Here is a 19,304-nt window from a genome sequence, read left to right on the forward strand (position 1 = left end):
CCTGCATCGTGCAGGCCCAAACGACCCGAGAGGCTGGCGTTCGGAGTCTGGACGTAATCAAAAGCGGAAAGGGGCGTTAAGCGACGTAGAAACTGGAGATCCCTCGTACGAGATAAAGGAAACACGGTAAGCGCAGCGATCCGATGTTGACTTATCGCAGGGAGGGGGATTGAAGTTTCCTAGTCGCTGCCCCTTGAAGTCTGGACGAACCAAAAGCGAAGAACACCGCTTAGCCTCGATAGGCGTTTAGCCTTTTGAAGCTCGAAAAAAATAGCAGCAGTAATTTTTGAATAGATACGTATGATTGACTTGTGCAATTGAATAGGGTCCCAACCCCGTGTTTCGGCTTGGGGACCCTTCTTTTAACGATAAAATTGAAGCCATCGCGGAGATAAGATTAGAGGGAGGTAGGCTCCTTGATAGATGTAAACAATTTTGAGTATATGAAAATCGGACTCGCTTCACCGGATAAGATTCGTTCTTGGTCATATGGAGAAGTGAAAAAGCCTGAAACAATCAACTACCGTACATTGAAGCCGGAGAAGGATGGACTGTTCTGTGAACGGATCTTCGGACCTACTAAAGACTGGGAGTGCCATTGCGGTAAGTACAAACGAGTTCGCTACAAAGGTGTAGTTTGTGACCGTTGCGGAGTAGAAGTTACGCGTCAAAAAGTCCGCCGGGAACGAATGGGCCATATTGAATTGGCGGCTCCCGTAACACATATTTGGTATTTCAAAGGAATTCCGAGCCGTATGGGTCTCATTTTAGATATGACGCCTCGTGCCTTGGAAGAGATTATCTATTTTGCATCTTATGTCGTAATTGATCCGGCAGATACGCCTTTGGAAAGAAAGCAACTTCTTTCAGAAAAGGAATATCGACTTTACCGTGAAAAGTATGGCTCTAAATTTCAAGCGCTAATGGGCGCTGAAGCAATCGAACAGCTTTTAATGGCAATCGATTTGGATAAGGAAACAGAAGCATTGAAGGAAGAGCTGAAAACTGTTCAAGGACAACGTCGTACTCGTGCGATCAGACGCTTGGAAGTTGTCGAGTCTTTCCGGAATTCAGGCAACCGTCCTGAGTGGATGGTACTTGAAGTACTACCTGTCATCCCTCCTGAATTGCGTCCCATGGTTCAATTGGACGGCGGTCGTTTTGCAACATCTGACTTGAATGACCTTTACCGTAGAGTGATTAACCGGAACAACCGTCTGAAAAGACTGCTTGATCTTGGAGCGCCGGGAATTATCGTTCAAAACGAGAAGCGTATGCTTCAAGAAGCGGTAGATGCTCTTGTTGACAATGGCAGACGTGGACGCCCAGTAACAGGACCGGGTAACCGCCCGTTAAAATCCCTCTCCCATATGTTGAAAGGGAAACAAGGTCGTTTCCGTCAAAACTTATTGGGTAAACGGGTCGACTATTCAGGTCGTTCGGTAATCGTCGTAGGACCGAATTTGAAAATGTATCAATGTGGGTTGCCGAAAGAAATGGCAATTGAGCTTTTCAAGCCTTTCGTCATGAAAGAGCTTGTTGAGCGCGGACTTGCGCATAACATTAAAAGTGCTAAGCGGAAAATTGAAAGACTTCATTCGGAAGTATGGGACGTCCTTGAAGATGTCATAAAAGAACATCCTGTTCTATTGAACCGCGCTCCTACGCTTCACAGATTAGGGATCCAAGCTTTCGAGCCGATGTTGGTAGAAGGCCGCGCCATCCAGCTTCACCCGTTAGTATGTACGGCTTACAATGCCGACTTTGACGGTGACCAAATGGCGGTTCACGTTCCTTTATCAGCAGAAGCGCAAGCGGAAGCACGTCTGTTAATGCTTGCAGCACAAAACATCTTGAACCCGAAAGATGGTAAGCCGGTTGTTACGCCTTCTCAAGATATGGTTTTAGGTAACTACTATCTCACATTGGAACGCAAAGGCGCTATCGGTGAAGGTACGGTATTCAGCGATATGAACGAAGCGTTGATCGCGTATCAGAACGGGCATGTCCACTTGCATTCCCGCATCGCGATTCAAGCAGGCTCATTGAACAACCCGACATTTACGGAAGAGCAAAACCGTAAATTGCTCTTAACGACAGTCGGTAAACTTATTTTCAATGAAATCTTGCCGGAAACATTCCCGTACATTAACGAACCGACAGATCATAACTTACAAATGGAAACGCCAGATAAATACTTCGTTGAAGGTACAGTAAATATTAAAGAACATCTTGAGCAAGCCGAATTGGTACTTCCGTTCAAGAAGAAAATTCTTGGTAATATTATCGCGGAAATCTTTAAGAGATTCCACATTACGGAAACTTCCAAAATGCTGGACCGCATGAAAAATCTTGGCTTCAAATATTCGACAAGAGCGGGCATTACAGTCGGAATTTCCGACATTGTCGTTCTTCCGAACAAAGATGAGATTCTTCAAGAGGCTCAAGATAAAGTTGATAAGGTTACGCAACAATTCCGTCGTGGTTTAATTACGGAAGAAGAGCGTTATGATCGTGTCATTTCTTATTGGAGTAATGCGAAAGATATCATTCAAGACAAACTGATGGATTCCTTGGAAAATACGAACCCGATCTATATGATGAGTGATTCCGGAGCCCGGGGTAATGCGTCTAACTTTACACAGTTAGCAGGGATGCGTGGATTGATGGCCAACCCGGCTGGACGTATTATTGAGTTGCCGATCAAATCATCGTTCCGTGAAGGGTTAACCGTATTGGAATATTTCATCTCCACTCACGGTGCTCGTAAAGGTCTCGCGGATACAGCTCTGAAAACTGCCGACTCAGGTTACTTGACACGCCGTCTCGTTGACGTTGCACAAGATGTCATCGTTCGTGAAGATGATTGTGGAACAGATCGCGGCCTTGAAATTACGGCGCTTACGGAAGGCTCTGAAATCATCGAAACATTGGAAGAGCGAATTGAAGGACGCCATGCGAAGAAGACGATTCGTCATCCAGAAACGAAGGAAGTCATCGTTGAGAAAGATGCTTTAATTACTGCTGATTTAGCTCGGGCAGTCGTTGATGCGGGAATCGAAAAAGCGACGATCCGCTCGGCGTTTACATGTAATACAAAACACGGCGTATGTAAAAAATGCTACGGCATCAACTTGGCTACTGGAGAAGCGGTTGAAGTTGGCGAAGCAGTCGGTATTATCGCCGCTCAATCAATCGGTGAACCAGGTACACAGCTGACGATGCGTACATTCCATACCGGCGGTGTTGCAGGAGACGATATCACTTCCGGTCTTCCGCGTATTCAAGAGATTTTCGAAGCGCGTAATCCGAAAGGTCAGGCAGTCATCTCCGAAATTAAAGGTACTGTGTCCGACATCGATGAAATTCGAGAAGGGCAAAAAGAAATTACAATTCAAGGCGAAGTCGAAACTCGAAAATATTTGGCACCATACAATGCTCGCCTAAAAGTTCAAGTTGGCGATGAAATTGATCGTGGAGACAATATTACAGAAGGTTCGGTAGACCCGAAAGAATTGATTATCGTTAAAGACGTTGCTACGGTTCAAGAATACTTACTGAAAGAAGTTCAAAAAGTATACCGTATGCAAGGTGTAGAAATCGGTGATAAACACGTCGAAGTTATGGTTCGCCAAATGCTTCGTAAAGTCCGTGTCATCGAAGCGGGAGACACAGATCTTCTACCAGGATCCCTGCTCGATATTCACCAATTCTCAGAAGCGAATGAAACTGTATTGAAAGAGGGCAAGGTTCCTGCGACTTCACGTCCGGTTATACTCGGTATTACGAAAGCATCGCTTGAAACTGAATCATTCCTATCTGCAGCTTCATTCCAAGAAACGACTCGTGTCCTAACTGACGCAGCCATCAAAGGCAAAACAGACGAATTATTAGGTCTGAAAGAAAACGTCATTATCGGGAAGTTAGTTCCAGCTGGAACAGGTATGCAGCGTTACCGCCATATCGAAATGGAACGTGAAGAGGAAGAAGCTTCAGCAGTCGGTGCAGAATAAACGACATATAGTCAGGGAAATGGGGGAGTAAAATTTCTCCCCCATTTTTCGATTATCTGTTGACAGTTTTCTACGCAAGTGGTAATATACAAAAGGTTGATAGTTGAATGTCTGTACTTTGGAGGATATCATCATGTCTTATGATAAAGTCGAGCAGGCAAAAGATACGATCATCGGTACAAAGCAAACAGTAAAAGCAATACGAGCTGGTATCGTACAGAAAGTCGTCATTGCGGAGGATGCGGAACAAAGGCTTGTCTCTTCGGTTATCGAAGAAGCTAAGACGCATAATATTCCCATAGTTTATGTCGATTCAAGAGAAAAATTAGGTCGGGCATGCGGCATACAAGTCGGTGCAGCAACAGTTGCAATTACTGATTGATGGTTTTTGTGTTAATGAAAACACAAAGACTTTGTTTTTACCCCAAAAATGAACCACCTGGATGTGTGGTCTTATGAAAAGCACAGTGAAAGGAGGAAAATCCGATGCCTACAATTAACCAATTGGTCCGTAAACCTCGTAAATCGAAATCGGACACTTCCAAGGCACCAGCACTCGGAAAAAGTTATAACAGCTTCAAAAAGTCGATGACAAACGTCAACTCGCCACAAAAAAGAGGTGTTTGTACTCGTGTGGGTACAATGACTCCGAAGAAACCGAACTCGGCTCTTCGTAAATATGCGCGTGTACGTTTGACTAACACTTTGGAAGTTAACGCATATATTCCTGGTGAAGGCCACAACCTTCAAGAACACAGCGTTGTTCTAATCCGTGGAGGACGTGTTAAAGACTTACCGGGTGTTCGTTACCACATCGTTCGTGGCGCGCTTGATACTGCTGGTGTTACTGGCCGTATGCAAAGCCGTTCACAATACGGTGCTAAGAAACCTAAAGAAAAGAAAAACTAATAACGAAATGATCATTTCGAAAGGAGGAAAACAATATGCCTCGTAAAGGTCCTGTTGCAAAACGCGACGTATTACCGGATCCAATTTACAATTCGAAGCTTGTCACTCGTCTTATCAACAAAATGATGGTAGACGGTAAAAAAGGTACATCACAAAAAATCCTCTATGGTGCGTTCGAGCTTGTTAAAGAACGTTCTGGTAAAGATCCAATCGAAGTATTTGAAGCTGCATTGAACAATGTAATGCCTGTACTTGAAGTGCGTGCTCGCCGTGTCGGCGGTGCGAACTATCAAGTTCCGGTCGAAGTACGTCCAGAGCGCCGTACAACACTTGGTCTGCGCTACCTTGTAAACTACTCACGCACTCGCGGTGAAAAAACGATGGAAGAACGTCTTGCGAACGAAATTCTTGACGCTTCTAACAACACAGGTGCATCCGTTAAACGTCGTGAGGAAATGCACAAAATGGCAGAAGCGAACAAAGCATTCGCTCACTACCGCTGGTAAGATCGGACGGTTTATCTTTATTCAGCAGAAGGTTGCCGCCTCTAAAGGTATCGAGATGCATGTAATTTTGTATACTGCTTAGCGGGTGTTGAGATTCAGCTGAACAAAGATAAAAGCCTCCGGCGGATGTCAAGGATTTTTAAGGGAAGGTTTTCGAGCTTGTTCAAAAAAATCCTGACACAATCACGCCGAGGCGTGATTGATTGACACCTTAATCCGAAACGGAAGGAGATATACAAAATGGCTAGAGAGTTCTCCTTAGAGAATACTCGTAACATTGGTATCATGGCTCATATCGACGCTGGTAAAACAACGACGACTGAGCGGATCCTTTTTTACACAGGTAAGATCCATAAGATTGGAGAAACTCACGAAGGTGCTTCCCAAATGGACTGGATGGAGCAGGAGCAAGAGCGTGGTATCACGATCACTTCCGCTGCAACAACAGCTTCATGGAAAGGCCATCGTGTAAACATCATCGATACACCAGGACACGTGGACTTCACAGTTGAGGTTGAACGTTCCCTGCGTGTTCTTGATGGGGCTGTAACAGTTCTTGATGCACAGTCAGGTGTTGAACCTCAAACTGAAACAGTTTGGCGTCAAGCGACTACTTATGGCGTACCTCGTATTGTATTCGTCAATAAGATGGACAAGACAGGTGCGGATTTCCTTTATTCTGTAGGCACGCTTCATGACCGTCTACAAGCGAATGCTCATCCGATTCAATTGCCGATCGGTTCCGAAGATAACTTCAGCGGAATCATCGACTTGGTTGAGATGAAAGCTACTATGTACGGTAATGACCTTGGAACAGATACAACTGTTGAGGAAATTCCTGAAGAATATAAAGCGCAAGCTGAAGAATACCGTGAGAAATTAATCGAAGCTGTCGTTGATTTCGATGAAGACCTCATGGAAAAATACCTCGGTGGAGAAGAACTTTCAATTGAGGAAATCAAAACTGCAATCCGTAAAGCGACACTTGCGGTAGAATTCTACCCAGTAGTTTGCGGTACTGCGTTTAAAAACAAAGGGGTTCAATTGGTTCTTGATGCAGTAGTTGACTACTTGCCATCACCACTTGACATCCCTGCAATGACTGGTATCAATCCTGATACTGAAGAAGAAGAAGAACGTCATGCAAGCGATGAAGAGCCATTCTCTGCTCTTGCATTCAAAGTTATGACTGACCCTTATGTTGGTAAACTTACATTCTTCCGAGTTTACTCAGGTGTACTTGAATCAGGTTCTTATGTACAAAACTCTACAAAAGGCAAACGTGAGCGTGTAGGCCGTATCCTACAAATGCACGCGAACAGCCGTGAAGAAATTGCTGAAGTTCACTCTGGTGAAATTGCTGCAGCAGTTGGTCTGAAAGATACTGGAACAGGTGACACGCTTTGTGACGACAAAGCACCGATCATCCTTGAGTCTATGGAATTCCCTGAGCCTGTTATCTCGGTTGCGATCGAACCGAAAACAAAAGGCGACCAAGACAAAATGGGTACTGCTCTTGCGAAGCTTCAAGAAGAAGACCCTACATTCCGCGCTCATACAGACCAAGAAACAGGAGAAGTTATCATCGCAGGTATGGGTGAGCTTCACCTTGACATTATCGTTGACCGCTTGAAACGTGAGTTTAAAGTAGAAGCGAATGTTGGAGCACCACAAGTATCTTATCGTGAAACATTCCGTAGCGCTGCGGAAGTTGAAGGTAAGTTCGTACGCCAGTCTGGTGGACGTGGTCAATACGGTCACGTTTGGATCGAATTCTCTCCAAACGAAGAAGGAAAAGGCTTCGAATTCCAAAATGCAATCGTCGGTGGTGTCGTTCCTCGTGAATACATTCCATCCGTTGAAGCAGGTCTTCGCGATGCTCTTGACAACGGGGTATTGGCAGGCTATCCATTGATCGACATTAAAGCTCGTCTATTCGACGGTTCTTACCATGACGTTGACTCCAATGAGATGGCGTTTAAAATTGCAGCATCTATGGCACTTAAAAATGCCGCATCAAAATGTAACCCAGTTCTTCTTGAACCAATGATGAAAGTTGAAGTCATTATTCCAGAAGAGTACATGGGAGACATCATGGGTGATATTACATCACGCCGTGGTCGCGTTGAAGGTATGGATGCACGTGGTAACGCACAAGTTGTTCGTGCAATGGTACCACTTGCTGAAATGTTCGGCTACGCAACTTCACTTCGCTCGAATACACAAGGTCGCGGAGTATTCTCGATGGTATTCGATCACTATGAAGATGTACCGAAATCAATCGCTGAAGAAGTTATCAAGAAAAATAAAGGCGAATAAGCTAGTTTCGACTTGTTTCTAAAGATAATTACTTGTAAGATATGGATAGTTGGAGGGAATTCATTTCTCCAGCTTCCATAGCTATAAAAAAATCAAACACATTCATATTTTTAAGGAGGAATTCCAAAATGGCTAAAGAAAAATTCGACCGCTCCAAGGAGCATGCTAACGTTGGTACAATCGGTCACGTTGACCATGGTAAAACAACTTTGACTGCTGCAATCGCAACAGTTCTTTCAAAAAGAATGGGTGGAGAAGCGAAATCATACGCTGACGTAGATAACGCTCCAGAAGAAAAAGAGCGTGGTATTACAATCAGTACTTCTCACATCGAGTACGAAACTGAAAAACGCCACTACGCACACGTTGACTGCCCAGGTCACGCTGACTATGTTAAAAACATGATCACAGGTGCTGCTCAAATGGACGGCGGAATTTTGGTTGTTTCCGCAGCTGATGGCCCAATGCCACAAACTCGTGAGCACATCCTTCTTTCTCGTCAAGTAGGTGTTCCTTACCTAGTTGTATTCATGAACAAATGTGACATGGTTGACGACGAAGAGCTTCTAGAGCTTGTTGAAATGGAAATCCGTGACCTTCTTTCTGAGTACGAATTCCCTGGCGATGATATCCCAGTGATTAAAGGTTCTGCTCTTAAAGCGCTTGAAGGTGAAGCTGAGTGGGAAGAAAAAATCGTTGAGCTTATGAACGCTGTTGACGAATACATTCCAACTCCAGAACGCGACACTGAAAAACCATTCATGATGCCAGTTGAGGACGTATTCTCTATCACTGGTCGTGGTACAGTAGCAACTGGCCGTGTTGAGCGTGGCCAAGTTAAAGTCGGTGACGTTGTTGACATCATCGGTTTGTCTGAAGAACCAAAATCTACAACTGTTACAGGTGTAGAAATGTTCCGTAAGCTTCTTGACTATGCTGAAGCTGGCGACAACATCGGTGCACTTCTTCGTGGTGTTTCACGTGAAGACATCGAACGTGGTCAAGTACTTGCTAAACCAGGTACAATCACACCACACACTAAATTCAAATCAGAAGTTTATGTTCTTTCAAAAGAAGAAGGTGGACGTCACACTCCATTCTTCTCTAACTATCGCCCACAGTTCTACTTCCGTACAACTGACGTAACTGGAATCATCACTCTTCCAGAAGGCGTAGAAATGGTTATGCCTGGCGACAACGTTGAAATGACTGTAGAATTGATTGCTCCGATCGCGATTGAAGAAGGTACTAAATTCTCAATCCGTGAAGGCGGCCGTACTGTTGGCGCTGGCGTAGTAGCAACAATCGAAAAATAATTAGCAATATAACTTGTGCGCACACAAAAATCCCGTCTATGGTATAGGCGGGATTTTTTATTAAACGTAAACGCAGGATACGAATGTAATGGACGTAAAAATACATCGAATGACGAATAACCGCTGGTCAAAACGCATAAAAGTGTCAAAAACGCATAAAAGCATCTATAAACGCATAATTGCTGGTCAAAATGCATAAACATTCAGATTAAATTGTAGAAATACAGTTGACGGTATTTATTTGTCTACCAACACCATAAATCTACAAAATCACGGGATGCTTAAGCAAGCTTACGATAAGCGTTGTAGAAAACAGCTTTTATGCTTGTAGGGCGGCGGATAAGCATTGAATAGTTGATATGCAGTGATAAGTTCTAATATAAATGGTCAGTGCATTTAAGTGATTGATTCACTGTTCGCTTATACGCAACTTTCCAAGCCGTTTATGATTGAAAGTGTGTGTAATCAAAGCATTTTCTATCCATCTATAAACATTGCGCCCTTACCTTTATTCCTTATTGGCACGGGATCTGTTTCATTAACCCAATTATGAGTGGCATAACAATACCTCTGTATCTTCTATCGCTTAATAAGTACGCAACCATCATTTATTTATGCGTTTTATCATTGTTTCTCTTACAATCAAAGAGCCTCTGATCAGTGCTTCTGCTTTCTTTCCTCTATTATCGATTAACTTATGCGTCTTATCTCCGTTTTATGCGTTTTACTAACAATTTATGAGTCCATAATGAGTACATATGCGTTCTTTTTTCGCTTGATGAGTACGCAACCATCATTTATGCGTTCTTGATTAGTGTTTATGCGTCCTTTCATGATTGATTAGCATTGATTTTCCTTTATGAGCAACATTATCACTTTACTCGTTATTCAACCCTTGTTAATGAGTTAACGATTTATAAGTAAATGCTCTTCCTTCTATTATATAAGCACCAGCGTTCCACCTCCATTAAGGCGGCAGCCAGTGAATGACTAGGGTAGCAACATTCTCCTGATTATTCATAAGTTTGCACGCTCTTCTATTCAGAAAGTTTTCTCCTCATATACATTCGTAATGAAAATAAATAGTCCATCTTATAAACAGTAAAGCGGGGAGAGGTGCGCGAGTTGTTTATAGGATTAATTCTTGGGATAAACCAAACAATCTTATCCTTTAAAATTTGAAATTCTTCATCTATAGACGCTCCGCAACAATCATAAGAAAAAATTCAGAAAGAACCTTCTTGAAATTTTAATTGGCGGTTTAAATAAACGGTGTAGTTTAATGAAAATCGATTAATAGGCATAGGTAAATGCCGCCAATTTGCTGCTCGGAGTTGAAAATAATAATTACCATGTATATAATTAAATAGTCGAGAAAAGAATTTCGCCAAAAGGGTTGCGGGATTCTTTTTCCTTGTGTATAATGTTGAATGTTGGTCTTTGACTGCGATGAAGCGGGAGGTTGCCGACACACCCGGCCGCTTTGCCATGGCATGTGTGTGGGAAATTTCCGTGGAGAATGTCTAGAAAATAGGCGAGAAGGAGGGAAAATAATGGCAAAACAAAAGATTCGTATTCGTTTAAAAGCATATGATCACAGAATTCTTGATCAGTCAGCTGAAAAGATTGTAGAAACAGCAAAACGTTCAGGTGCGAGTGTGTCAGGTCCGATACCTCTACCAACTGAAAGATCTGTTTACACGATCCTTCGTGCGGTACATAAGTACAAAGATTCGCGCGAGCAGTTCGAAATGCGTACACACAAACGTCTAATCGATATTGTCAACCCGACACCACAAACTGTCGATGCATTGATGAAACTCGATTTACCATCAGGCGTAGACATTGAAATCAAACTTTAATCGATAAAAATAACAAATTCATTTATTCAGGAGGTGTGACAAATGACCAAAGGAATCTTAGGAAGAAAAATCGGTATGACGCAAATTTTTGCTGAAAACGGTGATCTTATTCCAGTAACTGTGATTGAGGCTACACCAAACGTTGTTCTTCAAAAGAAGACAACCGAAACAGATGGCTATGAAGCAATCCAGCTTGGATTCGATGATAAACGTGAAAAGCTTGCAAACAAACCTGAAAAAGGACACGTTGCAAAAGCTGAAACGGCACCTAAGCGCTTCATTCGCGAATTCCGCGGAGTTGATGTAGCTGGGTACGAAGTTGGTCAGGAAGTCAAAGTTGATACATTCGCGGAAGGCGATATTGTCGACATTACAGGAGTATCAAAAGGTAAAGGATTCCAAGGTGTTATTAAACGCCACGGACATTCACGTGGGCCAATGAGCCACGGTTCCCGTTTCCACCGTGCACCAGGTTCTCTAGGTTCGGTTGACGGACAACGTGTATTCAAAGGTCATAAATTACCAGGCCGTACAGGTGGAGATACAGTAACGATTCAAAATCTTGAAATCGTACGAGTTGACGCTGAGCGCAACTTACTGCTTGTTAAAGGAAACGTTCCAGGAGCACGCAAATCACTTATCCAAGTGAAAAGCGCTGTAAAAGGGAACTAATTTTTTAGAGGAAGGAGGAAACAAGAATGCCTAAAGTATCCGTACTAAGTCAAACAGGTTCTTCAGTAGGCGATATCGAATTGAACGAAGCGATCTTCGGTATTGAGCCAAACGAAGCTGTTCTATTTGAAGCATTGGTTCAACAACGTTCATCGTTGCGCCAAGGTAACCATAAAGTAAAATCTCGCGCGGAAGTAGCAGGCGGTGGCCGTAAACCATGGCGCCAAAAAGGAACGGGCCGTGCACGTCAAGGTTCCATCCGTTCGCCACAATGGCGTGGAGGCGGTATCGTATTCGGACCAACTCCAAGAAGCTACAGCTACAAACTTCCTAAGAAAGTTCGTCGCTTAGCACTTCTTTCAGCGCTATCTTCTAAAGTTCGCGAAGAAGAAATCATCGTATTGGACGCTCTTTCATTTGACGCTCCAAAAACGAAAGAATTCACGAAAGTTCTTAAAGATCTTTCAATCGATAAAAAAGCATTATTTGTAACAGCTGACCTTGATGAAACAGTAGCATTGTCTGCTCGCAACATCCCTGGCATCAGTGTTGTTACAGCAAATGGCATCAATGTCCTTGACCTTGTCGGCCATGACAAGCTCGTCTTGACGAAAGATGCTGTCCAAAAAATTGAGGAGGTGCTTGGTTAATGGAAGCACGTGATGTACTAAAACGTCCGGTCATTACCGAGCGTTCTTCAGAACAAATGGAATTCAAAAAATACACTTTCGAAATTGACACTCGCGCTAACAAAACGCATGTGAAGCAAGCTGTCGAAGAAATCTTCGGAGTGAAAGTTGAAAAAGTCAACGTACAAAACTACAAAGGCAAGTTCAAGCGCATGGGAAGACATGCTGGTTACACGAACAAACGCCGCAAAGCGATTGTTACATTGACTGCTGATTCAAAAGACATCGAACTTTTCGAAATGTAATTGAAACGTAAATAAACGAAGGAGGGAACAACAATGGCGATTAAGAAATACAAACCTACCTCCAACGGACGTCGTAACATGACAAGCTCTGACTTCTCTGCGATTACTACAGACAAGCCGGAAAAATCATTGCTTACACCGGTAAAACGGAAAGGCGGCCGTAACAACCAAGGTAGGACTACTGTTCGTCACCAAGGTGGAGGCCACAAGCGCCAATACCGTGTCATCGACTTCCAACGCCGGAAAGATGGCATTCCAGGACGCGTTGCTACGATCGAATACGATCCAAACCGTTCTGCTAATATTGCTCTTATCAACTATGTTGATGGAGAAAAACGTTACATCCTTGCTCCAAAAGGTTTGGAAGTGGGCATGACTGTTATGTCAGGACCTGAAGCGGACATCCGCGTAGGGAACTCACTGCCACTTGAAAACATTCCAATGGGTTCTACAATCCATAACATCGAATTGAAACCTGGTAAAGGTGGACAATTGGTTCGTTCTGCTGGTACTTCCGCACAATTGCTTGGACGTGAAGGCAAATATGTAATCATTCGTCTACAATCAGGAGAAGTTCGTATGATCCTTTCAACTTGCCGTGCAACAATCGGTCAAGTGGGCAACGAGCAACACGAATTGATCAACATCGGTAAAGCAGGTCGTTCTCGCTGGATGGGCAAACGTCCAACAGTACGTGGATCTGTTATGAACCCTAACGATCACCCACACGGTGGTGGTGAAGGACGTACACCAATTGGCCGTCCGAGCCCAGTTACACCTTGGGGTAAACCAGCTCTTGGTTACAAAACTCGTAAGAAAAACAACAAATCCGACAAACTTATCGTTCGTCGCCGTAAAAAATAATGTGATACAACTGCGGTTCAACGACTGGACCGTAGTACGATCACGGAGGGAGGTTTCGACATGGGCCGCAGCTTGAAAAAAGGACCTTTTGCAGACGATCATCTTATGAAAAAGGTTGACGCACAAAAAGATGCACAGAAAAAACAGGTCATTAAAACATGGTCTCGCCGTTCTACAATCTTCCCGTCATTCATCGGTTTGACAATTGCCGTTTATGACGGTCGCAAACACGTACCAGTTTACGTGACTGAAGATATGGTTGGTCATAAATTAGGTGAATTCGTACCTACGCGCACATACAAAGGCCATGGTGCCGACGATAAGAAAACAAAACGCTAATTTGAGAGGAGGTATTCCTGATGCAACAAGCAAAAGCTACTGCCCGCACAGTCCGTATTGCTCCTCGCAAAGTCCGTTTGGTCGTTGATCTTATCCGGGGCAAGAAAATCGGTGAAGCTGTCGCGATTCTACGCCTGACGCCTAAAGCGGCATCTCCGGTTGTAGAAAAAGTATTGAAATCAGCGATTGCAAACGCTGAACACAACTATGAAATGGATGTTGAGAACCTCATCGTAAGCGAAGTGTTCGTAGACGAAGGTCCAACAATGAAACGTTTCCGTCCACGTGCACAAGGTCGTGCAAGTGCGATCAACAAACGTACGAGCCACATTACTGTAGTGGTATCTGAAAAGAAGGAGGGGTAATTCGTGGGTCAAAAAGTACATCCTAATGGTTTACGGGTTGGCGTTATTCGTGACTGGGATTCGAAATGGTATGCTGAAAAAGACTATGCGGATCTATTGCACGAAGACTTGAAAGTCCGTGAATACATCGAACAACGCTTAGTGGATGCAGCGGTTTCCAAAGTGGAAATCGAAAGAGCCGCAAAGCGCGTTAACATTACAATTCACACTGCGAAGCCAGGTATGGTGATTGGTAAAGGCGGTTCTGAAGTAGAAGCACTTCGTAAACAGCTTAACGAAATCACTGGCAAGCGTGTTCACATTAATATCGTAGAAATCAAACGTGCTGATCTTGACGCGAAATTGGTTGCAGAATCAATCGCACGTCAATTGGAAAGCCGTGTATCTTTCCGTCGTGCACAAAAACAAGCAATTCAACGTACAATCCGTGCTGGCGCAAAAGGTATCAAAACACAAGTATCCGGACGTCTTGGCGGTGCCGACATCGCTCGTGCGGAGCACTATAGTGAAGGAACTGTTCCTCTTCATACATTACGTGCTGACATTGACTATGCACACGCAGAAGCTGACACTACATATGGTAAGCTCGGCGTTAAAGTATGGATCTACCGGGGAGAAGTCCTTCCAGTGAAGAAGAACTCTGAGGAAGGAGGCAAATAATATGTTAATGCCTAAACGCGTTAAACACCGTCGTGTATTCCGTGGGAAAATGCGCGGGATGACAAAAGGCGGCGCATCTGTTCAATTTGGTGAATTCGGTCTTCAAGCGACTGAATCTGGTTGGATCACAAATCGCCAAATCGAATCTGCCCGTATTGCAATGACACGTTATATGAAACGTGGCGGTAAAGTTTGGATCAATATTTTCCCACACAAACCATATACAAAGAAGCCTCTTGAAGTCCGGATGGGCTCCGGTAAAGGTGCTGTAGAAGGCTGGGTAGCGGTAGTTAAACCTGGTCGTGTGATGTTTGAAATCGCAGGTGTGTCTGAAGAAGTTGCACGCGAAGCGCTTCGACTCGCATCTCACAAACTGCCTGTGAAGAGCAAGTTTGTAAAACGTGAAGAAATTGGTGGTGAGTCTAATGAAAGCTAAAGAAATCCGTGACTTGACAACTGCAGAGATCGAGCAAAAAGTGAAATCACTGAAAGAAGAGCTTTTCAACCTTCGCTTCCAATTAGCGACAGGACAATTAGAAAACACTGCACGCATCCGTGAAGTACGCAAATCGATTGCGCGCATGAAAACTGTTATACGTCAAAGAGAGATCAGTGCAAATAACTGATGAAGGAGGTTGCAGCCATGACTGAGCGTAATCAGCGCAAAGTGTATACAGGCCGTGTCGTATCCGACAAAATGGATAAAACCGTTACTGTAATGGTAGAGACACACAAAAAGCATTCTTTATACGGCAAACGTGTAAAGTATTCTAAGAAATTCAAGGCCCATGACGAATTAAACGAAGCTAAAATCGGCGATATCGTTCGCATTATGGAAACACGCCCGCTATCAGCGACAAAGCGTTTCCGTCTCGTTGAAGTAGTCGAGAAAGCGGTCATCATCTAATAACGTTCGGATATTTTATTCCGAGAGGAGGTAGCCTCAATGATTCAACAAGAAAGTCGTATGAAAGTTGCCGATAACTCAGGAGCACGTGAAGTTCTGACAATTAAAGTTCTTGGTGGAACAGGCCGTAAAACTGCAAACATCGGTGACGTCGTTGTTGTAACAGTGAAAAAAGCAACACCAGGTGGCGTTGTCAAGAAAGGCGACGTGGTTAAAGCTGTTATCGTCCGTACGAAAAGTGGGGTTCGTCGTAAAGATGGCTCCTACATTACATTCGACGAAAACGCATGTGTCATCATCCGTGACGACAAGAGCCCACGTGGAACACGTATTTTCGGACCAGTTGCTCGTGAACTTCGCGACAACAACTTCATGAAAATCATTTCACTTGCTCCAGAAGTTCTTTAATCACATGACAGTGCCAATCAAGGAGGTGCGATAGAATGCACGTTAAAAAAGGCGATAAAGTTATGGTTATCACCGGAAAAGATAAAGGCAAAACAGGCGTTATCTTAGCTGCTTATCCGAAAAAGGATCGCGTGCTTGTAGAAGGTGTTAACATCGTGAAAAAGCATACGAAGCCTAACCAAGTAAATCCTCAAGGCGGAATTGTCAGCCAAGAGGCGGCTATCCATGTATCCAATGTCATGCCGATTGATCCTAAGACAGGCGAGCCAACTCGTGTAGGATATAAAATCGAAGATGGCAAAAAGATTCGTATTGCTAAAAAATCCGGTGAAGCGCTGGACAAATGAGTAATGGATGAAAGGAGGTCCAACTGATGAGCCGATTAAAAGAGAAATTTTCGAAAGAAATCACACCTGCTCTTATGAGCAAGTTTGAATATAGTTCAGTAATGCAAGTACCTAAAGTAGAAAAAATCGTTATCAACATGGGTGTAGGCGACGCTGTCCAAAACTCAAAAGCACTTGATGCTGCAGTTGAAGATTTAACGATTATCTCAGGTCAAAAACCTGTTGTTACAAAAGCGAAAAAATCAATCGCTGGATTCCGTCTACGTGAAGGAATGCCTATCGGAGCTAAAGTTACACTTCGTGGCGATCGTATGTACGAATTCCTCGACAAGTTAATTTCAGTTTCACTTCCACGTGTACGTGACTTCCGTGGTGTTTCTAAAAAAGCATTCGACGGTCGCGGAAACTACACACTTGGTGTGAAGGAACAACTTATTTTCCCTGAAATTGACTACGATAAAGTATCTAAAGTACGCGGAATGGATATCGTCATCGTTACGACTGCTAATACAGACGAAGAAGCACGCGAGTTGTTGACGCAGTTCGGCATGCCGTTCCAAAAGTAAACTAAAGGGAGGCGAAAACGTGGCTAAGAAATCAATGATCGCTAAACAGAAACGTACGCCAAAGTTCAAAGTACAAGAATATACACGTTGCGAGCGCTGTGGTCGTCCGCATTCCGTATATCGCAAATTTAAACTTTGCCGTATTTGTTTCCGCGAACTTGCATATAAGGGACAAATTCCTGGCGTTAAAAAAGCTAGTTGGTAATCCCCTAACTTGGGAAGGAGGTTAATGGAATGACAATGAGTGATCCGATTGCAGATATGCTTACACGCATCCGTAACGCGAACATGGTTCGCCACGAGAAGCTTGAAGTACCTGCTTCAAACATGAAAAAACAAATCGCTGAAATCTTGAAACGTGAAGGTTTCGTTCGCGATGTTGAATATGTGGAAGATAGCAAACAAGGCATTATCCGCATTTTCCTTAAATATGGTCAAAACAATGAGCGTGTTATCACTGGTCTTAAACGTATCTCAAAACCTGGTCTTCGTGTTTATGCAAAAACAAATGAAGTTCCAAAAGTTTTGAACGGCCTTGGTATCGCCCTCGTCTCTACATCACACGGCGTACTTACTGACAAGGAAGCCCGCGCTAAACAAGTAGGCGGAGAAGTCGTAGCTTACGTTTGGTAATCTGTAACAAATGAATGGAGGTGCAATTGGATGTCCCGAATTGGTAATCGTCCTATCGAAGTTCCTGAAGGCGTGACTGTTACATTAGGAGAAAACAATGTAGTCACTGTTAAAGGACCTAAAGGCGAATTGACAAATACATTTAACAAAGATATTAAGATCGAACAGGAAGGCAACATCATTACTGTAAGCCGTCCTTCAGATTCAAAAGAACACCGTTCAATCCACGGAACAACACGTTCACTTCTTAACAATATGGTAGTGGGTGTTTCCCAAGGTTTCGAACGCGCTCTTGAGCTAATCGGTGTTGGTTACCGTGCACAGCTTCAAGGCAAAAAGCTTGTCTTGAACGTCGGCTACTCTCACCCGGTTGAGTTCACACCAGAAGATGGTGTAGAAGTTGAAGTTCCTTCAAACACAAAAGTTATCGTTCGCGGTATCAACAAAGAACGCGTAGGTGCTCTTGCTTCGAATATCAGACAAGTTCGTCCGCCAGAGCCTTATAAAGGTAAAGGTATCAAGTATGAAGGCGAACATATCCGTCGTAAAGAAGGTAAGACAGGTAAATAATGCCGCTTAGGCATCCGGAAGGAGTGACCACGATGATCACAAAACAAGATAAGAATGTAGTCCGTAAAAAACGTCATGCACGTGTGCGTACGAAAATTAGCGGATCTGCAGCTCGTCCACGTTTGAATGTATATCGTTCAAACAAACATATCTATGCACAACTAATCGATGATGTGAACGGCGTTACGATTGCTAGTGCTTCCACTATGGATAAAGGATTCGAGATGGATTCCAAAGCGAATGCAGAAGCAGCAGCTAAAGTCGGCGAGATGATCGCGAAGAAAGCAGCTGAAAAAGACGTAAAGTCGGTTGTTTTCGACCGTGGCGGATACTTATTCCATGGCCGTGTTAAAGCTCTTGCGGACGCAGCACGCGAAAATGGACTGGAATTTTAATTAAGAAGGAGGGACATATTTCATGCGTCGTAATGATCAAAATAGAAGTGAATTCGAAGAACGCGTAGTTACGATTAACCGCGTAGCGAAAGTGGTTAAAGGTGGACGTCGTTTCCGCTTTACTGCTCTTGTCGTTGTCGGAGATAAAAACGGCCGCGTCGGTTTCGGTACTGGAAAGGCACAGGAAGTTCCAGATGCGATCCGTAAGGCAATCGAAGATGCGAAAAAGAACCTGATCGAAGTGCCAATGGTTAACGGAACAACTCCGCACGAAATCCTTGGACGCTTTGGTGCTGGACAAATTCTTATTAAGCCAGCAGCACCTGGTACCGGAGTTATCGCCGGCGGACCTGTCCGTGCGGTACTTGAACTTGCAGGAATCACGGATATCCTTTCAAAATCCTTGGGATCAAGCACACCAATCAACATGGTTCGTGCAACAATTGAAGGGTTGAAGAATTTGAAACGCGCTGAAGAAGTTGCGAAATTGCGCGGCAAATCCGTTGAAGAACTGTTAGGTTAAGGGGGGAATAACAATGGCAAATAAACTTGAAATCACCCTTACGAAAAGTGTAATCGGTGCAAAACCGGCACAACGTAAAACAGTCGAAGCTCTTGGTTTACGCAAATTAAACCAAACAGTTGAACATGAAGATAACGTAGCAATCCGTGGCATGATCAACAAAGTAAGCCACTTAGTTACTGTTAAAGAAAACTAA

General features: G+C 43.7%; 26 protein-coding genes. All 26 read left to right on the plus strand.

Annotation, left to right across the window (positions count from 1 at the left end; all coding sequences use genetic code 11):
• Positions 1-416 precede the first annotated feature (416 nt).
• Positions 417-4,013 (plus strand): DNA-directed RNA polymerase subunit beta', encoded by a 3,597-nt coding sequence (gene rpoC / locus ACFQ38_RS18435; RefSeq protein ID WP_336823127.1) that lies wholly within the window; start codon positions 417-419, stop codon positions 4,011-4,013.
• Between the two features lie 133 nt (positions 4,014-4,146).
• The gene (locus ACFQ38_RS18440) at positions 4,147-4,395 is read left to right on the plus strand and encodes a 50S ribosomal protein L7ae-like protein (RefSeq protein WP_336823126.1); all 249 of its coding nucleotides are present in this window, start codon (positions 4,147-4,149) and stop codon (positions 4,393-4,395) included.
• 104 nt (positions 4,396-4,499) lie between these two features.
• Positions 4,500-4,922 (plus strand): 30S ribosomal protein S12, encoded by a 423-nt coding sequence (gene rpsL, locus ACFQ38_RS18445; protein WP_336823125.1) that lies wholly within the window; start codon positions 4,500-4,502, stop codon positions 4,920-4,922.
• 35 nt (positions 4,923-4,957) lie between these two features.
• Positions 4,958-5,428 (plus strand): 30S ribosomal protein S7, encoded by a 471-nt coding sequence (rpsG, locus tag ACFQ38_RS18450; protein WP_207959161.1) that lies wholly within the window; start codon positions 4,958-4,960, stop codon positions 5,426-5,428.
• 240 nt (positions 5,429-5,668) lie between these two features.
• Positions 5,669-7,747: an elongation factor G gene (fusA, locus tag ACFQ38_RS18455; RefSeq protein ID WP_336823124.1), complete on the plus strand. Its 2,079-nt coding sequence runs from the start codon at positions 5,669-5,671 to the stop codon at positions 7,745-7,747.
• A 128-nt stretch (positions 7,748-7,875) separates the two neighbouring features.
• Positions 7,876-9,063, plus strand: coding sequence for an elongation factor Tu (gene tuf, locus ACFQ38_RS18460; protein ID WP_336823123.1), 1,188 nt, complete (start codon positions 7,876-7,878; stop codon positions 9,061-9,063).
• A 1,553-nt stretch (positions 9,064-10,616) separates the two neighbouring features.
• Positions 10,617-10,925, plus strand: coding sequence for a 30S ribosomal protein S10 (rpsJ, locus tag ACFQ38_RS18465; RefSeq protein ID WP_042478628.1), 309 nt, complete (start codon positions 10,617-10,619; stop codon positions 10,923-10,925).
• A 42-nt stretch (positions 10,926-10,967) separates the two neighbouring features.
• Positions 10,968-11,597: a 50S ribosomal protein L3 gene (gene rplC / locus ACFQ38_RS18470; RefSeq protein ID WP_381482762.1), complete on the plus strand. Its 630-nt coding sequence runs from the start codon at positions 10,968-10,970 to the stop codon at positions 11,595-11,597.
• A 26-nt stretch (positions 11,598-11,623) separates the two neighbouring features.
• Positions 11,624-12,247, plus strand: a complete 624-nt coding sequence (rplD, locus tag ACFQ38_RS18475; RefSeq protein ID WP_336823121.1) for a 50S ribosomal protein L4 — start codon at positions 11,624-11,626, stop codon at positions 12,245-12,247.
• A complete protein-coding gene (gene rplW, locus ACFQ38_RS18480; protein ID WP_336823120.1) occupies positions 12,247-12,531 on the plus strand; it encodes a 50S ribosomal protein L23 in 285 nt (94 codons plus the stop codon). Before rplD ends, rplW begins: the two co-directional genes overlap by 1 nt.
• A gap of 33 nt (positions 12,532-12,564) precedes the next feature.
• Complete coding sequence (gene rplB / locus ACFQ38_RS18485; protein ID WP_336823119.1) at positions 12,565-13,395, plus strand: 50S ribosomal protein L2; 831 nt, start codon at positions 12,565-12,567, stop codon at positions 13,393-13,395.
• Positions 13,396-13,455: 60 nt separating this feature from the next.
• Entirely contained in the window at positions 13,456-13,734 is a 279-nt protein-coding gene (rpsS, locus tag ACFQ38_RS18490) for a 30S ribosomal protein S19 (protein ID WP_336823118.1), read from the plus strand.
• Between the two features lie 20 nt (positions 13,735-13,754).
• Positions 13,755-14,099, plus strand: a complete 345-nt coding sequence (gene rplV / locus ACFQ38_RS18495) for a 50S ribosomal protein L22 (RefSeq protein WP_238080290.1) — start codon at positions 13,755-13,757, stop codon at positions 14,097-14,099.
• A gap of 3 nt (positions 14,100-14,102) precedes the next feature.
• Positions 14,103-14,759 (plus strand): 30S ribosomal protein S3, encoded by a 657-nt coding sequence (rpsC, locus tag ACFQ38_RS18500; RefSeq protein ID WP_336823117.1) that lies wholly within the window; start codon positions 14,103-14,105, stop codon positions 14,757-14,759.
• A gap of 1 nt (position 14,760) precedes the next feature.
• On the plus strand, positions 14,761-15,195 hold the full coding sequence (gene rplP, locus ACFQ38_RS18505) for a 50S ribosomal protein L16 (RefSeq protein ID WP_336823116.1): 435 nt from the start codon (positions 14,761-14,763) through the stop codon (positions 15,193-15,195).
• Positions 15,185-15,385 (plus strand): 50S ribosomal protein L29, encoded by a 201-nt coding sequence (rpmC, locus tag ACFQ38_RS18510; RefSeq protein ID WP_009499049.1) that lies wholly within the window; start codon positions 15,185-15,187, stop codon positions 15,383-15,385. The genes rplP and rpmC overlap by 11 nt, the downstream gene beginning before the upstream one ends.
• A gap of 17 nt (positions 15,386-15,402) precedes the next feature.
• A complete protein-coding gene (gene rpsQ / locus ACFQ38_RS18515; RefSeq protein ID WP_336823115.1) occupies positions 15,403-15,666 on the plus strand; it encodes a 30S ribosomal protein S17 in 264 nt (87 codons plus the stop codon).
• Between the two features lie 39 nt (positions 15,667-15,705).
• Complete coding sequence (gene rplN, locus ACFQ38_RS18520) at positions 15,706-16,074, plus strand: 50S ribosomal protein L14 (protein WP_239430258.1); 369 nt, start codon at positions 15,706-15,708, stop codon at positions 16,072-16,074.
• Positions 16,075-16,109: 35 nt separating this feature from the next.
• A complete protein-coding gene (rplX, locus tag ACFQ38_RS18525) occupies positions 16,110-16,421 on the plus strand; it encodes a 50S ribosomal protein L24 (RefSeq protein ID WP_336823114.1) in 312 nt (103 codons plus the stop codon).
• 26 nt (positions 16,422-16,447) lie between these two features.
• Positions 16,448-16,987, plus strand: coding sequence for a 50S ribosomal protein L5 (gene rplE / locus ACFQ38_RS18530; RefSeq protein ID WP_336823113.1), 540 nt, complete (start codon positions 16,448-16,450; stop codon positions 16,985-16,987).
• 19 nt (positions 16,988-17,006) lie between these two features.
• Positions 17,007-17,192: a 30S ribosomal protein S14 gene (gene rpsN, locus ACFQ38_RS18535; protein WP_001085700.1), complete on the plus strand. Its 186-nt coding sequence runs from the start codon at positions 17,007-17,009 to the stop codon at positions 17,190-17,192.
• Positions 17,193-17,221: 29 nt separating this feature from the next.
• Positions 17,222-17,620 carry a 30S ribosomal protein S8 gene (rpsH, locus tag ACFQ38_RS18540; protein WP_067407722.1) on the plus strand — a complete coding sequence of 133 codons (399 nt, stop codon included), beginning with the start codon at positions 17,222-17,224 and terminating at the stop codon, positions 17,618-17,620.
• A 30-nt stretch (positions 17,621-17,650) separates the two neighbouring features.
• The gene (gene rplF, locus ACFQ38_RS18545) at positions 17,651-18,190 is read left to right on the plus strand and encodes a 50S ribosomal protein L6 (RefSeq protein ID WP_336823112.1); all 540 of its coding nucleotides are present in this window, start codon (positions 17,651-17,653) and stop codon (positions 18,188-18,190) included.
• Between the two features lie 32 nt (positions 18,191-18,222).
• Positions 18,223-18,585, plus strand: a complete 363-nt coding sequence (rplR, locus tag ACFQ38_RS18550) for a 50S ribosomal protein L18 (protein ID WP_336823111.1) — start codon at positions 18,223-18,225, stop codon at positions 18,583-18,585.
• A gap of 22 nt (positions 18,586-18,607) precedes the next feature.
• The gene (gene rpsE / locus ACFQ38_RS18555) at positions 18,608-19,108 is read left to right on the plus strand and encodes a 30S ribosomal protein S5 (protein ID WP_336823110.1); all 501 of its coding nucleotides are present in this window, start codon (positions 18,608-18,610) and stop codon (positions 19,106-19,108) included.
• Positions 19,109-19,121: 13 nt separating this feature from the next.
• Positions 19,122-19,304: a 50S ribosomal protein L30 gene (rpmD, locus tag ACFQ38_RS18560; RefSeq protein WP_336823109.1), complete on the plus strand. Its 183-nt coding sequence runs from the start codon at positions 19,122-19,124 to the stop codon at positions 19,302-19,304.

Origin of the sequence: Sporosarcina contaminans (assembly GCF_042679045.1) — a bacterium.
Lineage (GTDB): Bacteria > Bacillota > Bacilli > Bacillales_A > Planococcaceae > Sporosarcina > Sporosarcina contaminans.